Here is a 15572-nt window from a genome sequence, read left to right on the forward strand (position 1 = left end):
AAAAGAGGTGGTTATGAAAATATTAAATGGTAAGGAAACAGCAGCACAGATTAGACAGGAATTAAAAGAGGAGATTGCTCAGCTAAAATCACAGGCTGGTCGCACTCCCGGGCTGGCGGTTATTCTGGTCGGTGAAGATCCAGCCTCCCAGGTTTATGTGCGCAACAAGGAAAAGGCCTGTGCCGAGGTGGGGATTATCTCCAAAGGGTTTCATCTGCCAGCGGAGATAACTCAAGTCGAGTTGGAGGATAAGATTTGCGCCTTAAATGAGGATCCTGAGGTTGATGGAATTTTACTCCAGCTTCCTCTGCCCAAAGGATTGGACAGCCAGAGGTGCCTGGAACTTATCTTGCCCGAAAAAGATGTGGATGGTTTTCATCCTGTAAATGTAGGAAAATTGACTCTGGGTCTAGATGGTTTACGCTCATGTACTCCTGCCGGAATAATGACCTTGCTTAAGCGCTACGACTTGAGTGTTCAGGGCAAAAAGGCCGTTGTCATCGGTCGGAGTAATATTGTTGGCAAACCGTTAGCTCTGATGCTCTTACAGGACAATGCTACAGTCACAATCTGTCATTCTCGCACGCAGGATATAGCCTCGGAGGTCAGCCAGGCGGACTTTGTTTTTGCAGCTGTGGGGCGTGCTAAGTTTGTGACTAGGGAAATGGTCAAGCCGGGGGCAGTAGTAGTTGATGTTGGTATAAACAGAACAGAAGAAGGCCTGGTTGGGGATTGTGACTTTGAAAACTTGAAAGATATAGTCTCGGCCATTACCCCGGTACCTGGAGGGGTCGGTCCAATGACCATTGCTCAACTTTTGCTCAATACTGTTCAATCCTTTAAGTTAAGGCAAAAGTAAAAAGGTTAAGAGGTCAAGTTAGCCATTTTTTTACTCGACAAACACAAGGGCGGATAGATAATCCGCCCTTGCTATTCACCTATTCAACCAACCAAAATTCCAGCATAACCAACCACCTGATCATAATCACCACTAACTTCACCAGAAGTTGCATAGGCAACAAGCCTTGTTTTGGTTGCTCCGAGACTTTTGGCACACGCAAGGCCCATGGTCATGGGCAAGACTCCGCACATAGAGATGTTTTCTTGCTGGACAACGGTAAAAAGCCCTCTGGGGTCCAGGTTTAGGATTTGCTCAATGGCCTTTTGATCCTTTTTTTGGGCCAGCTTATGAGTAACATAGTGGCTCATGTCTGAACTTACTACCAGGGAGACATCACTTGGTTTGAGTCCAGAGTTTTGTGTATAGCGAGAAATGGCCTGGGCTAGCTCCTGACCCACCTGGAGAAGAGTTTCCAAATTAAACTCGGAAACACTCAAGGGAACAATCTGGATGTTATTATTTTTGGCCCATAAAAAGGGTAGTATCACCTCCAGGGAGTGTTCATAAAGGTGGGCTTGATAATCAGAGCTTATACCTGGTATTTTTTCGATTTCCTGGGCCAAATTTTCATTTACTTGAAAATAGCCGCCTGGAATTATCCATTTTCCATTGGGCCAAAGGGAAAGCCGGGCCCCGTGACCGGAATGGTTGGGCCCTAAGAGGACAATGGTCTGGCCGAGATTGGCCTGGGATAAAGTTTTTCCTGCTACTGGACCAGAGAAGATATATCCGGCATGGGGGACCATGGCCAGAATGGTCTTTTCATCGATCTCAGGTTGACCCTGGAGCAGTTCCTGTACCTGTTGATAAAGAGTTCGGGGCGTGCCTGGATAAAATTGGCCGGCAACAATGGGTTGTCTGTCCATTTTCCCTCCATGGTTAAGTTAAGTAGTCTAGTGGGGCTAATTGTTATTGGTTTACTGGCTTTTTGGCTGAATGGTTTACTATTAACGCTCAAAGATATGGGGCTGCCTCACCTCAATCATTCAACTACTCAACTACTTAAACCACTTAACTACTCAACAAAGTATTGTTCGGCTTCCTTAAGTAATTGGGCTGAATTCAGGTCTGATTGGGCCATTTTGCTAAACAGGCTTTTTGGTTTTTTATTTATAAGTTCGTTTAAGATTTTGATCCAGGAGGCTGTATCTCCATTTAATTTATAGAGTCCGGCCAGACGGTACTGGAAGGCTGGCCAGTCGGGATCATCCTCCTTAATATAGGTAGCCAATTCCAGGGCCCAGCCCAGGGCCTCTTTTTTACGGCCAGTCCTTTCCGTAGCTTGGATTAAAAGGTCAAGGCAAGACTTAATTTTTGGGATGTCGTCTTTATTTTCTAGAAAAATGGACAGGGCTTCCTGGGCGAAAATATACACATTCTCAAGATCTCCCTGGGACAATGCATTTTGGGCTAGAAAATACAAGGCATAAGCGCGTTGTTTAGCTGGGAGATCTATATCTGCAGCTAGTTTTCTCCACAATGGCATGGCCTTTGAGGGCTGGTCCAAATTTTCATAAGCCAGGGCCAGAGCATAATTTAATTGCTGTTTTTGCTTTTTAGGCAGGGACCAATCCTTACACTTTTCTCCTAATTCTATAATTTTATTCCAATCTTCCGTTTTAAAATAGATGTTGAGGAGTAGGGCCAGGGCCGTGAAACTGTTTTGATTAACAATTTTTTTGTCTAATATAGGTTGTGCTAGTTTGATGGCCTGGTTGATCTGGTTATTATTTAAAAAAGCTGTGGCCAGGGCCAGTCTGGTTTCAGGGTCTATTTTAGTTAAATTTTGAGATAGAAAAGGATACTTTGTCCACGCGTTGAGTATTTGCTTATAATTGTTTTCCAGCACATATCTGTGTACTAGCTGAACAAAGGCTTGTACTCCCACATCCAGGGCCTTGGAGCGAAGTTTTTTTTGTCCATATCTGCTTAAAAAATTATCTATTGTCTTTAAGGCCTGCAATTCTTTTTTGTTCCATAACTCCCAAATGGCCAATTTGATCAGGGCTACAGGCGCTAGAGGGCTGTCTGGATATTTATTACTGATTAAAGTATAAATTTTTTGGGGGCGCAGGGTATAAGGCCGGTCAAAGACTGAAAACATATCTTTTATACTGGGTTGGTCATAAATTCCTTCCTCTGCAAGGCGCATAGCTGCTATTAGCCCGCCCTCCCGGTCGGGAAATTTTTGGGATGTTTTCTCATAAATTTCTTTGGCTGCCCGTTTTTTACCTTTAAGAAGATAGATGTCGCCGATTCTGGCCAAAGCAATGTCTGCCTTGTCTCCATCCGGGAGCAGATTTACATAAGTCCAAAATCGCTCTTTGGCCCGGTCATATTTTTTATTCTTATAAGCAACGTAACCAGACAAAATTAAAAAATCAGGGTCATCAATGTAGTATCTGGGCCATCTTTGTTCTATGTATTCCACGATATCTAAGGCCTGCTTGAAAAATTCAAGTTGTTTTAGGCTCTTGGCCAAGCCTACTGCTGCTTGCTGCGTTATACGGTGGTCAGGATATTTTTGAATAATATACTGAAATTCATCGGCAGCCTTTTGATAATCTTTTTTTCGAAAATAAAAATCAGCCCAATAAAAATAGGTCAGGGGAATATCGGGATCATAAGGATATTTCTTGCGCAAAAGATTAAAATAGGCCCGCGCTTCCGGGATGTTGCCAACTGTCAGGTGGACATAACCTAAATTGAGCAAGGCAGAAGGGAGTCTAGGTGATTTGGGATCATAATTTATGGCTCGTTCATAGGCTTCGACAACTTGGGAAAAATTTTCCTTCAGGTTATTGCGGTTTATTTGAAAAAGGAGATCAGCATGTGTATAAAGTACTTCTTCCTTGAGTTCTTCAGGGAGGCGCGGGTCATTAACCAAGGGGACTAGCGTTTCCATCGCAGCATCGAGTTCACCATTGGCAATAGCTGCCCTAATGTTGGTAAGTATGCCTTGATAATCAGGCTGTGCAGTTGCGTTTTGGTTTGCTTTTGTTGTTGCGGAGGTTGTGCTCTCTGGTGCTGTTGCCTTACTGGAATCGGGTGGAGCAGCTGCTGTGTCAGGGATTTGTTGAACGGGTACCTGTGTTTTACTTTTTGCTTGCTCCTTTGGGACACTGGGTTTCTCTGTTTCAACGGGGGCTTTCACTTCTTGAGCAGATCGAGGACGTATGGTCTGGGCTTGGTCTGGAGGAACTCTTTTTATTTTAGCCTTGAGTTTATAAGGTACTTCTTTTTTGACCTGGCTAGGTCTTTTGGAGACAGTTGCGTTTGTCACCTTGGTTGGTTTTGGAACCGGTGTTATGGGCTTGGATACAGGTGTGGCAGATGCGTTGTGTTCTGGTGGCTCTGGTGGTTTTGGTTTGGCCTGAATTTTTCGTTTGATAGGCCCTGGTTTGGTTTTTGGTGTGTGAGCCTGGGCAGAGTCAGCAGCGGTCTTTGGAGTAGACTTTGGCTGTGTTTTGGTCGTACTTGTCGATTTTTTTTGCCTCTTGGTTTTCTTAGGCTTTTGTGGTGGAGACCATTTGGCTCCTAAAGGGTCATAAAAGATATCCAGGACGATTTTTTTCTCTTTGGCGAGGTTAAAGGTGATAAAGCCAAAATTGGGATGTTTTGTGATAATTTCAATACCGTTTTTGGAAATAATGATTTTTTCCACCAAACGAGAAAAGGATAGGTCAACAGGGGTTGGTTTAAGTTCATTTTTCCATATATCCGGTGGTAAAAAAAGGGTGAGTTGTTTTTTTGCTGTTCTCTCTAATTTAAATTCTGGTTTTTTTTGGTCAAGCTTAAAGACGATTCGTTCATTTTGAGGGTGTTTGCCCCAATAATAGATCAAGGCAGCGCATTGTTTTGGGAGCAGGCTTTCCCAAAGAAATATCCCCAAGACCACGATAAAAAGGAGGGGGGTTGATTTTATTCTATAATGCAAGTTAGCTACTGCCATTCTTTACCTTGAAACGATTGGTAAAAATTGAGATCATTTCTTCTATGTAGTTCTTAATATTCAAAGTTTAAAATTGTATGCAATTTTTAGGCAAAATATTAGGATATTTTTTTCTTTTTTAATTTTTCAATCAATGTTGTTCTCTTGATACCGAGGATTTCAGCCGCCTTATTTTTAACACCTTGAGCCTGTTTCAGGGCTTCGATGAGCAGGTTTTCTTCAATCTTATCTAAAAAATCCTTTAAATTCATCTTGTTGTTTTGCATGTCTTTAAGTCGGGGCCAGGCAAAGGCCGAAGTTTTTGGTTTTGGTTTAATCCCTGAGGCCTCAAGGAGTTTTCTTGGTAAGTCTTCTGGTTGAATCTCTGTGTTTTCACACAGGATAGTCAGCCGTTCCATGAAGTTTTCCAGTTCCCGGACATTACCTGGCCAGGGATAATTAAGTAAGAGCTCCTTGGCGGCAGGAGAAATGGACATGTTTTCACGGCCTTTTTGCGCGCAGAATTTTTCAAGAAAATATTCGGCCAAAATTAGAATATCTTCTCCCCTTTCTCTTAAAGGGGGCAGGCTAATCGGAATTACATTGAGGCGGTAAAAAAGATCTTCGCGAAATGTACCTTTGGCTACTTCTTTTTCCAAGTCTCTGTTTGTAGCAGCGACAATGCGTACATCAACTTTTTGGGTTTTAGTTCCTCCGACTCGCTCAAATTCTTTTTCTTGAATAACCCTTAAAATTTTTACTTGTAGGCTAAGATCCATTTCCCCGATTTCATCTAAAAAGACGGTGCCTCCATTAGCCAGTTCGAACCTGCCGGCCCTGGACCTGATAGCATGGGTAAATGCACCCTTTTCATGGCCGAAGAGTTCGGACTCTAAAAGTTCTTTAGGAATGGCTCCACAATTTATAGGCACAAAAGGTTGATTTGCCCTGGGACTATTCCTATGAAGAGCCCGGACAAGCAATTCTTTTCCTGTTCCTGATTCTCCAGTAACCAGGACAGTAGTATCTGTTGGGGCAACTTTAGCCAGGATTTTAAATACTTCTTGCAAGGCAGGGCTTTGGCCGATAATGCCTGTTGTATCAAGTGACATAATCTCTCCTGGATTTTATTTAGTTAACATATTGTTGCTGTCAAAATAATGACAGAAAGTCAACACCTGAGTTTCCTAAATGAATAAAAAGAAATTGTTTTTACCAAAAGACTGTATCCAGGCCCGTTTCGTACGCCGCATAAAGCGTTTTACCATCCTGGCCTCAAAAGATGGACAGGATATTTGGGCGCACACAAATAATTCGGGGTCTATGTTGGGTCTGCTTAAGGCAGGTCGCACTTTACTCCTGTCACCTGCTAAGAATCCAAAGCGCAAATTGCCATATACATTGGAGCTTATCTATATGGGGCACTTCTGGGTAGGAGTAAATACTTCGGTGCCGAATAAAATGCTTAAGATTATTTGGGAAAATAAGTTGATTCCTGAATGGGCTGTTTATGAACGCTTTATTCCTGAGGCAAAACTAAACCAGAGTCGGCTAGATGCTAAACTAGAGGGTCCGGGGGGCGTTTTGTGGGTCGAGGCCAAAAATGTAACCTTGGTCGAAGATGATGTGGCCTATTTTCCGGATGCCCAAAGTGAGCGAGCCAGAAAGCATTTGCGTGAGTTAATCGGGCTTGCTAAAAAGGGACACCAAGTAGCCTGTTTTTATCTTATCCAAAGACCTGACTGTAACTGTTTTGGCCCAGCTGATTTTATTGATCCGGAATTTGCCAAACTTTTTTGGCAGGCTATAAAGGCCGGGGTTAAGGCGTATCCTTTTCAGGTGGTTGTTGATGAGGAAGGGATAGCTTTGGGACGGAGACTGGAGTTGTTTGAGGGATAACAAAGGGACTTTTTAATTATAGTTATGCTTGAGCCATGAGGTCTTTGAGTTGGCCTAGAAGAAGGTTGGCACATACAGTTATATCAAAGTTTTCAAGAACTTTTTGTCTTGCTTTAAGAGCCATTTGGCTTCTTATATGGGGATTTTTCAGAATATCAATATAATGATGCCACTCGTTGTCATTTTTCACCAAAAAACCATCCTGACCGTGAGTGATAATTTCTCTGTTAAAGCCTACATCAGAAGCTACTGGTACAACGCCGCAAGCCATGTATTGTAAAATTTTAAAGCCGCATTTGCCACGAGTATAAGCATCATCTGTTAGAGGCATGAGACCTATATCAAAAGAGCAAACTTGCTTTACTTCCTGGCTGGCATTCCATTTTTCATATACAACCTCATTGGGCAATACCATAGGTATCTGATTGGAAATAATTTTGAGTTGGATGTCTTGAAGACTTAAAATTGTTGGCATTATTTTTTCTAAAAAGTATAGGTTCGTATTTGTGCCTATCCAGCCTACAATCAGTTTTTGTTTTTTTTTGAAGAGAGTTTTAGGCTGATATTTTCTGGTATCAATGGGAGTTGGCAAAATAAGAGTTTCTTTTGCTTCTTGTTCAACGGCCCTTTTGAGATAAGCATTGCCACATATAACCAAATCTACGTTTTTGACCAAAGCTTTCAATCTTTTTTGATTTCTAGCATTTTTTTGTTGTATTTTAGGGGTTACAAGCACACTGGGATGGTTTGTCCAGATGGCATCATCAAAGTCGAAACAAAGTTTTTTTGTTTTTTGTCTTAAAATTTTTAGTTCAATAGAGGAAACAAGTTTTTTTTGGAGAATTATTATGTCGGCAGCTGGTAGGTAAAGATAAAAAGGAATTCTTTTTAAAAAGGTTTTGGGAATACGGAGATAGCTAATTTGGAGTTTCGTCTTCTGCCACGCTTTTATATAAGGTATGACGCGAAACCGTACGCTCGGTAGAGTTGGACCGGCTTGAGTTAGAAAAATGATGGAATGTAGGCTCATGTTATTTTTCTTGCTATGGTAATAAAAGAAGGACTTGTTCTGCGTGGAAAAGGGCTGTAGGCAAATTCTATTTGAAAGTCGTTTTTTGATAAAAGACGTTTCATTCTTCTAATATCATAGACATTTCTATGGAATATACCATTATCTTAAGAGTATAATCGAATTTACTTATTTTTGGTCTAATCGGATACAATAAAGTGTATTTAAGCCATCGTATACATATTTTAGTGATGTCAGGGCATGTTATTACAAGGAGACCTTGAGGTCGAAGAACCCGATGCCATTCTTGAAGCGCCAGTTCTGCCTGCATCAGCAAAGGACAAGTGTTCAATCAAATGATGCGATTCAACAAAGTCTTATGGGCCTAGAATACAAAAAAAGGAGCCTGATGGCTCCTTTTTTATTAACTTATGGTGCCGAAGGGGAGACTCGAACTCCCACGGGGAACCCCCCACTAGACCCTGAACCTAGCGTGTCTACCAATTCCACCACTTCGGCGCGAAAGTGTTTATTAAGGAATTTGTTTTTTATTGGCAAGAGTTTTTTTGGCTCAATTTTTTTGTAAACCAAGCAATGAGTTGAAGATAAGCGTCTTTTGAGTTAGCTTTTCTTTGTTGCTATCTTCAAACAGCATACGGAGGCTAGGCTGGTATATGGTCGTTAAGAATATCAATGAGTTAAGGGACAGAATACAAGCTTCTTGCGCGACTATTGGTAATTTTGACGGTGTTCACTTAGGACATCAGAAGTTAATTGCCAGAGTTCGAGATCGAGCCAGAATTTTGAATATTCCTAGTGTGGTTATTACCTTTGACCCGCATCCTTTACGAGTTTTGGTGGATAAAAAGACTCCACCGTTCATTACACTTACTGAACAGAAATTAGAGCTTATCTCAAAATTAGGCGTCGATTATGTTTTGTGTTTAAAGTTTACTAAAGAATTGGCGGCCTTAGAGCCAGAGGATTTTGTTTATAAGTATTTGGTTCAGGGATTAAAAGTCAAAGAATTAATTATAGGCTATGATTATGCCTTTGGAAAAGGTAGAAAAGGAAATTACGATTTATTAAAAAGATTGGGAGAGAAATTTGGTTTTATCGTCGAACAACTTTCGCCGGTAATGGTCGATGGAGCTGTCGTTAGTTCTACTCGGATAAGAGATTTAGTTCAAGCAGGGCAAGTGTGGGAAGCTAGAAAGTTATTAGGCCGGTTTTACCGGGTGCAAGGCAGGGTTATATCCGGACAAAAACGTGGTGGGCCTTTGCTTGGCTTTCCTACCGCAAATATTTGTCTGAAAGATGAGCTGTTTCCTAAAACAGGCGTTTATGCTGTTTGGGTGGAGGTTTTAGGTCTGATAAAGCAAGGCGTGGCCAATATTGGCTATAATCCTACTTTTGGCAACGACTACTTGTCTGTTGAGGCACATATTCTTGATTTCAAGCAAAATATTTATGATCAGGATATCAAAGTGCATTTTGTGCAAAGGCTTCGATCCGAAAAGAAGTTTTCCGGATTGGATGCGTTGAAAAAACAAATTCAGGCTGACATTGAATTGGGACGAAAAATTTTAAATACACCAGAGGCACAATTGCATTGATGAAAAAGATTTTTTTCCCACTTATTCGCTTGTGGCAAGAATCGGTCAAGGTTTACCAAATTATAACCAATGCAAGGTGGCTGATTCTAGGGGCACTGACCGGTGTCATATCCGGCATTCTTGCCATTATATTTTTTGCCGGAGTAGAGGGGCTAAAATTTTTATTGGTGCACAAGTTAGCTGGATTTAATTTGCCAGCTCCGGCAGGGGAAGAAATTTTTCATGGCCACGCATCTGTCTATAGGCCCTGGCTGATCCCCATTTTTACCTCTTTAGTTGGGATTATTACCGGATATTTAGTGACTAAATTTATTCCGGAAAGTATTCATGGGGGGACAGATGGCACAGATTCCATGATCAAGGCCTTTCATAATCAGGGCGGGGTAATAAAGCCGCTTGTCGCACTAATTAAGGGCGCAACATCTATCCTGACCATTGGGGCCGGAGGTAGTGCTGGTCGAGAAGGCCCTATCTCTCTTTTAGGTGCGGGGTTGGGATCTTTTTTAGCAGACAAACTAAAACTGTCGCCAAAAGAAAGGCGTATTTTGCTTTTAACCGGCGCGGCCGGAGGTTTGGGAGCCATTTTCAGAGCTCCTTTAGGTGGCGCCTTAACCGCTGTGGAAGTAATTTATAAGGAAGATTTTGAGGCCGAAGCAATTTTACCTTCGGTTATTTCTTCTGTAGTGGCCTACTCTATTTTCACTCTTGTTTTTGGCACAGAACCAATCTTTGGTATACCCAGGTTTAGCTTTTCCAATCCCCTGGAACTTCCTTTTTATGCCATACTGGCTCTATGCTGTGCTCTTTCCGGCTGGTTTTATGTGCGTTCCTTTTATTTTATAAAGTATAAGTTTTTCAGGCCGTTAATGGATAAGTGGGGCGTTATCTGGACTATGGGTCTGGGTGGCCTGATTATGGGTGTTTTGGGCGTTCTTTTTCCGCAGGTTCTGTGTGGAGGCTATGGCTGGTTGGAACTCGCCATTCTGGGCAAGTTAACCTTGGTGAGTATGTTGGGAATCGTCCTTGGTAAGACCTTGGCTACATCCATCACCCTCGGCTCAGGCATGAGTGGGGGTATGTTTGCTCCGGCCCTTTTTGTTGGTGGGATGACCGGAGGAATGGTTGGCTATGCTGCAAACCAATATTTCCCAAATATTGTTACTCAGCCTGGTGGCTATGTTTTGGTGGGCATGGCTGCTTTTTTTGCCGGGGTGGCCAATGCTCCTATCGGGCCTTTGATCATGGTTTGCGAGCTAACTCAAGGTTATGGCTTGCTGGCTCCTTTGATGCTTGCATCAGCCTTGTGCTTGGTTTTAAATAGAAATATTTCCCTTTATGAAAATCAGGTTGATAATAAATTTGAGTCGCCTGCCCATATTGACGATGCCACGATAAATATCCTGGAGAATTTACAGGTCAAAGATTTTTATCAGCCCGGAAGGGTGACTATCCTGGAAGAAGGGACTTCGTTCAAGGCCTTAATTGATATTATTGCCAACACCAATGAGCTTTATTTTCCTGTGCGTAACCAAAAGGACGAGATAACAGGGATTTTAGCTGTGCAGGATTTAAGGAAGGTTCTTTTTGAAGATTGTTTGTATGATCTGCTGGTTGCCAAAGATGTGGCCAGGAAGGCAGTTTTTTTGGTGCCAGAGGATAATTTGTATACTGCTCTGCTTAAATTTGTCGATAGTGATCTTGGCCAGATTCCTGTTGTGGACCAAAGTGATCCCAAAAAGATTTTAGGGCTTTTGGCTAGAGAAGATGTGTTTAGGGCGTTGAGACAGAAGGCTAAAAAGTTAGTTTGTTAGTAAGTAGAGATTGAGAAATTAAGTTGTTGAAATGATAACCACACAACAGCACATCAAAAATTAAGCCTTGATATTTTTTAATATGTGTGCGGGATTAATTTTGAATGGTGTTCCCCGCAGCTTCTACCTCCTATCTTTTTAAAAAGCATCCAGTTGCGGTCAGCGGGAGTGTGAGAGAACTTAAGCATTTGCGATTAGTTACAAATTAGCCATTACCTTCACACGTTGAATCCATATCCTCATTAAATTGCATCTCATAAAGACGTTTATACAGGGAACACGTTTGTAAAAGCTCAGCGTGGGTACCTTCACCAATGATTTTTCCATTGAACATGACAATGATCCTGTCCGCTGAAAGGACAGTTGATAATCGGTGGGCAATAACTATGCTTGTCCGCTCGCGCATGAGATTGTCCAGTGCCTTTTGTACTATGCGTTCAGACTCAGTATCCAGGGCGCTGGTGGCCTCGTCCAGAATAAGCAGCGGAGGATTTTTTAAAAGAGCTCGAGCAATGGTGAGCCTCTGCTTTTGCCCACCAGAGAGTTTGACTCCTCTCTCGCCAATAACAGTGTCATATTTTTCAGGCAGTTCCATAATAAAATCGTGTGCGTAGGCTGCTTTGGCCGCAGCAATAATCTTGTCTTCAGTAACTCCGGCAAGTCCATAGGCGATGTTTTCTCTAATGCTGCAGTTGAATAAGAAGTTGTCTTGTGAGACTATCCCCATAAATAGGCGCAAGCTTGCCAGAGTATATTTTTCTATGGGCTGGCCGTTAAGAATTATTTCTCCTTGTTGATGGCAGTAAAAGCGGGGCAAAAGATGAACCAAGGTAGTTTTTCCTGAACCGCTCGGGCCGACAATAGCGACCTTTTCGCCTTGTTTGATTTTCAGGCTTACGTTGTTTACAGCTGGGGTGCTACAGCCGTTATAAGTAAAGGTGACATTTTTAAGGATCAATTCTTGGAAAGGCGGTTTAAGGGTTAAATTGCCGGATTTTTCTGTTTGAAGCTCTTTGCTGTCAAGAACTTGAAATACTCTTTCTGCCCCTGCCAGAGCTTTCTGGATGTTCAGGTTGGCGCTGTTCAATTTTTTTATGGGATCATAGAGCATAATGAGGGCCGTCATGAATGAAAAAAAGGTTCCTGGGGTGGATTTTCCGGCAATGACCAGGCTGCCACCGTACCAGACAACGATTCCAGCGCCTAATGCTCCGATTAGTTCCATAACAGGGGAAGACAACTCATTGTATTTTATTTCCTTGATAGCAATTTTAACCAGCCTTGAATTTTCCTGATTAAACTTTTTTTCTTCCTTTTTTTCCGTGGCAAAGGCTTTGACCACTTTTATCCCACTAAAAATTTCCTGCAAGAAAGAGGCAATATCAGACACTTTACTCTGGTTCTTGCGTCCCAGTTTGCGTAATTTTTTACCAAAATAGATAAATGGATAAATAGCCAGAGGCAGGACCAGGATAGAAATAGAAGCCAGGTAAGGGTCGCGGTAAAAGACAACAAATAACAAGCCCAGCATGGTCAGAATTTGCCTGGTAAGCATGACTATACTAGGCAGACTGGTTCGGATTAAGGTAACATCATTAAGGATTCTGGACATGAGCATGCCGGTTTGGTTGTCGTCAAAGAAGTTTACAGGCAGGGAGATAATTTTGGAGTGTAGTTCATTGCGAAGGCGTTCCAGCACTTTTAAACCACAATAATTCATCTCATAATTTTGTAAAAATCTGAACACTCCCTTGACGATAAAAACGATAATTAAAAGAATAGGGATGTACATAAGAGCTTGTTTGTCTTTTTTAATAAAAATATCATCCAGGGCAGGTTTGACCAGAAAGGCTGCAGCAGCTGAACATGCAGCTACTATGGACATGGAGATAATGGAGATAAAAATACGCCATTTATACGGCTTGAAATAGCCCAGACATCTCTTGAGTAATTTTAGGCTGTTTACGTTAGACCAGTCAGATTTTAGCTTCATTTTCTCCTCATTTAGATTTTTTTTTTTGCGGAAAAATTTAAAAAAGATTCTGGAGCCCAGCGCATTGGCGTGCATATATAATCTAGTTTTAAGCCATTTGTGGTCTTTTTTGCGGCCTATTCCTATCCTGTGGATTCTGAATGGATCTGTGCCCGGACCATTGTAATATCTTTCCAGACTAAAAGCGCCGGCAAATCCAGTCTCTTTAAGGGCGGTCAAAGATAATTTATCGTAGTGGCCCCAAGGCCAGCAAAAGAGTTGCAGGTTGGATTTATTGATTTCCCTGATTGTTGCATAAGAGCGCTTAAAATCACTCAGGCAAAATTTATATCTCTCTTCGTCTGAGCGTGGTCTAAAATGCATTCCGCCTGCTTGAAAAATTTGGCCTTTTTGATGCAAATTAAAATGATCTTCCGTTGAATTTTGAACGTTGAACCTTGAACGTTGAACATCTTCTACGGGCCAGAAGCCATTGTAAACATAGGCGCTACCAATTTCGAAGACAGGGTACTCTGGTCGGGGTTCTTTATAGATGCCATAGATGGACCAGTGTCCACCCTGGCTTATTGTACTCACCTGCTTTGTATTTTTAAAGCATCCCAGATGTCTTGCTGAATGGGCATAAATTTCCATCCCAAAGTCTTGCATAGCTGATTTTAATTCACCTAAATTCATAAATTGAGAGTAATCTTTGTCTCTCAATGCCTTGCGAAACGAGTCAGATAATTTGTCTGGTTTTGTAATGTTATTGGGGTCTCTAGCCGGCCCCTCAGCAATAAAGTCTGTTATGGCAAAAAATACACCTCGCATATTTTCTTTGACCAGAAGGGGGATGGTGTGCACCCAATTACTGATATGGCAATCATCAAAAGTGAGGACAATATATTTGCCATCCAGTTTTTTTTGGCCCGTCAAAATGGCATACAAATGACTCGCTGTGATGGTTTGAAAGCCAAGTTCTTTGATAGTTGCCAGATGTTTTTTAAATGTCTCCAGGTCATGTCCACCAGGAGTACCCATGTCATGGTAGCATAAAACAGGTATGCTGCGGATTATTCTATCCAACATGTGTGTTATCTTTTTTTGAGATTAGATCTCGATATAAATTTTCCAGGGTCCTTGCTTTTGTTTGGGGCAAAAAAAGTTTTTTTAACGCCAAACTTTTTTGGCCCAAAGAGTTCCTGAGAGCTGGAGAGGAGATAAGTTGTTTAAGGTGATGGGTCAATTGTTTGCTATCCCCCGCGGCGAATAAAAGCCCATTACCCTCTAGAACCTCCGGGATACCTCCTACATTTGACGCCACAATTGGAAGCCCGAAATGGGTTGCCTCCAAAAGGGTGTTAGGCATGCTTTCACTAAAAGATGGTATGCAAAAAATGTCAAAGATTTGTAAATAATCAGCAATGTTTTCTTGATGTCCCAGGATATGAGTGAAGGTATGGATATTTAATTGATGACAAACAGGGAGCCATTTTTTTGGAGTTCCCCCAATAATTATCAGCACAAAATCGGTATCCTCTATTTTTGCTACGGCCTGTAAAAGTACATTAATTCCCTTGTTTGGTGAGTCTCCACTTATTGTGCCTATGATAACCTTTTTTTTGTCAATTCCTAGTTTTTTTAAAATAGCATGAGGTGGATTGGCCGGGAGGACTCTTTGAGGAGGTAGACAATTATAAATAACTTTGACTTTTTTTCTTAGCACACCAATGCTGGTCAGTTTCTTAGCACAAGCGTGTGAATTAGCAGTAAAACAATCAATGCCTGGTGACCAGTAGGGAAGTGGGTTGTTTGGCCTGAATACAACCCCCCGATGAGCAAGGCATAGGAAATGATATTTTTTTTTAAAGAGCAAGCTCCACCATGAAATTTTTTTCACGGCCTTATTGTGGAAGGCATGGACAATGTCTGGTTGAAATTTTTGTACGGTGTCTAAAAAAGTTTTTTTCCACAAATTTGTCTTACCAGGAAGTTCTATCCAGTCTATATCAGGGCCTTTCTCGATGATACTTGATTTAGCTGGGACAAAAAAAATAATTTCATGGCCTAACTTTTGAAGTTCCTGGGCACTGTATAATGCTTGCCTTGTGCCGCCACTGCTTGTTTGAGATGATGAAAAAAATATTATGCGCAATCTCAATTTTTGGATTCTGGTGTAAACCATACGTGTTTACCATGCCAGGGGGATGAAAATTTTTGTTGATAGACGGCCTTCAAACGAGTTTTAGAAATATAATTTATTAGATCTTCAGTTTTTTTCCAGTGTAAAGCGCCATAAAAGTCAATAGGCTTGCCATGTTCATCTTCATACCCCAACATCATTTCACAAATAAAAAAACCTTCATCTTTAAAACTCTTTTTATTTCAGATAAAAATTTTTCTATATCATAAACATGATCAATTGAGTTAGTA

10 protein-coding genes, 1 tRNA gene and 1 pseudogene are annotated in these 15572 nt (G+C 41.5%); 4 read left to right on the forward strand and 8 right to left on the reverse strand.

What is annotated here, in order from left to right; translation table 11 throughout:
• The first annotated feature begins 13 nt into the window (after positions 1–13).
• Positions 14–859, forward strand: coding sequence for a bifunctional methylenetetrahydrofolate dehydrogenase/methenyltetrahydrofolate cyclohydrolase FolD (gene folD / locus AC3WVG_RS03985; protein WP_488796888.1), 846 nt, complete (start codon positions 14–16; stop codon positions 857–859).
• Positions 860–942: 83 nt separating this feature from the next.
• On the opposite strand, the gene amrB is transcribed toward folD, so the two are convergent.
• From amrB to AC3WVG_RS04000, 3 genes are all read right to left on the reverse strand, one after another.
• Complete coding sequence (amrB, locus tag AC3WVG_RS03990) at positions 943–1767, reverse strand: AmmeMemoRadiSam system protein B (protein ID WP_488796889.1); 825 nt, start codon at positions 1765–1767, stop codon at positions 943–945.
• Positions 1768–1916: 149 nt separating this feature from the next.
• Positions 1917–4853, reverse strand: a complete 2937-nt coding sequence (locus AC3WVG_RS03995) for a tetratricopeptide repeat protein (RefSeq protein WP_488796890.1) — start codon at positions 4851–4853, stop codon at positions 1917–1919.
• 98 nt (positions 4854–4951) lie between these two features.
• Complete coding sequence (locus AC3WVG_RS04000; protein ID WP_488796891.1) at positions 4952–5944, reverse strand: sigma-54 interaction domain-containing protein; 993 nt, start codon at positions 5942–5944, stop codon at positions 4952–4954.
• A 79-nt stretch (positions 5945–6023) separates the two neighbouring features.
• On the opposite strand from AC3WVG_RS04000, the gene sfsA reads away from it, so the two are divergent.
• Positions 6024–6731 (forward strand): DNA/RNA nuclease SfsA, encoded by a 708-nt coding sequence (gene sfsA / locus AC3WVG_RS04005; RefSeq protein ID WP_488796892.1) that lies wholly within the window; start codon positions 6024–6026, stop codon positions 6729–6731.
• A gap of 22 nt (positions 6732–6753) precedes the next feature.
• Here the strand turns inward: sfsA and AC3WVG_RS04010 are convergent, their stop codons facing one another.
• Positions 6754–7761 (reverse strand): glycosyltransferase family 4 protein, encoded by a 1008-nt coding sequence (locus AC3WVG_RS04010; RefSeq protein ID WP_488796893.1) that lies wholly within the window; start codon positions 7759–7761, stop codon positions 6754–6756.
• A 411-nt stretch (positions 7762–8172) separates the two neighbouring features.
• Positions 8173–8259: transfer RNA gene (locus AC3WVG_RS04015), tRNA-Leu, on the reverse strand.
• 155 nt (positions 8260–8414) lie between these two features.
• Between AC3WVG_RS04015 and AC3WVG_RS04020 the strand changes: the two genes are divergently transcribed.
• Both AC3WVG_RS04020 and AC3WVG_RS04025 read left to right on the forward strand, forming a co-directional pair.
• Positions 8415–9356: a bifunctional riboflavin kinase/FAD synthetase gene (locus AC3WVG_RS04020; RefSeq protein WP_488796894.1), complete on the forward strand. Its 942-nt coding sequence runs from the start codon at positions 8415–8417 to the stop codon at positions 9354–9356.
• Positions 9356–11167 (forward strand): chloride channel protein, encoded by a 1812-nt coding sequence (locus tag AC3WVG_RS04025; RefSeq protein ID WP_488796895.1) that lies wholly within the window; start codon positions 9356–9358, stop codon positions 11165–11167. Before AC3WVG_RS04020 ends, AC3WVG_RS04025 begins: the two co-directional genes overlap by 1 nt.
• A 205-nt stretch (positions 11168–11372) precedes the next feature.
• Here AC3WVG_RS04025 and AC3WVG_RS04030 read toward each other — a convergent pair whose 3' ends face one another.
• From AC3WVG_RS04030 to AC3WVG_RS04040, 3 genes and pseudogenes are all read right to left on the reverse strand, one after another.
• Positions 11373–13160 (reverse strand): ABC transporter ATP-binding protein, encoded by a 1788-nt coding sequence (locus tag AC3WVG_RS04030; RefSeq protein WP_488796898.1) that lies wholly within the window; start codon positions 13158–13160, stop codon positions 11373–11375.
• A gap of 591 nt (positions 13161–13751) precedes the next feature.
• Positions 13752–14228: pseudogene (locus AC3WVG_RS04035) on the reverse strand (polysaccharide deacetylase family protein); the annotation flags it as partial.
• Positions 14218–15324, reverse strand: a complete 1107-nt coding sequence (locus AC3WVG_RS04040) for a glycosyltransferase family 4 protein (protein WP_488796896.1) — start codon at positions 15322–15324, stop codon at positions 14218–14220. The gene AC3WVG_RS04040 and the pseudogene AC3WVG_RS04035, both read right to left, overlap by 11 nt.
• Between the last annotated feature and the right edge of the window lie 248 nt (positions 15325–15572).

Source organism: Desulfovulcanus sp. (assembly GCF_982781345.1).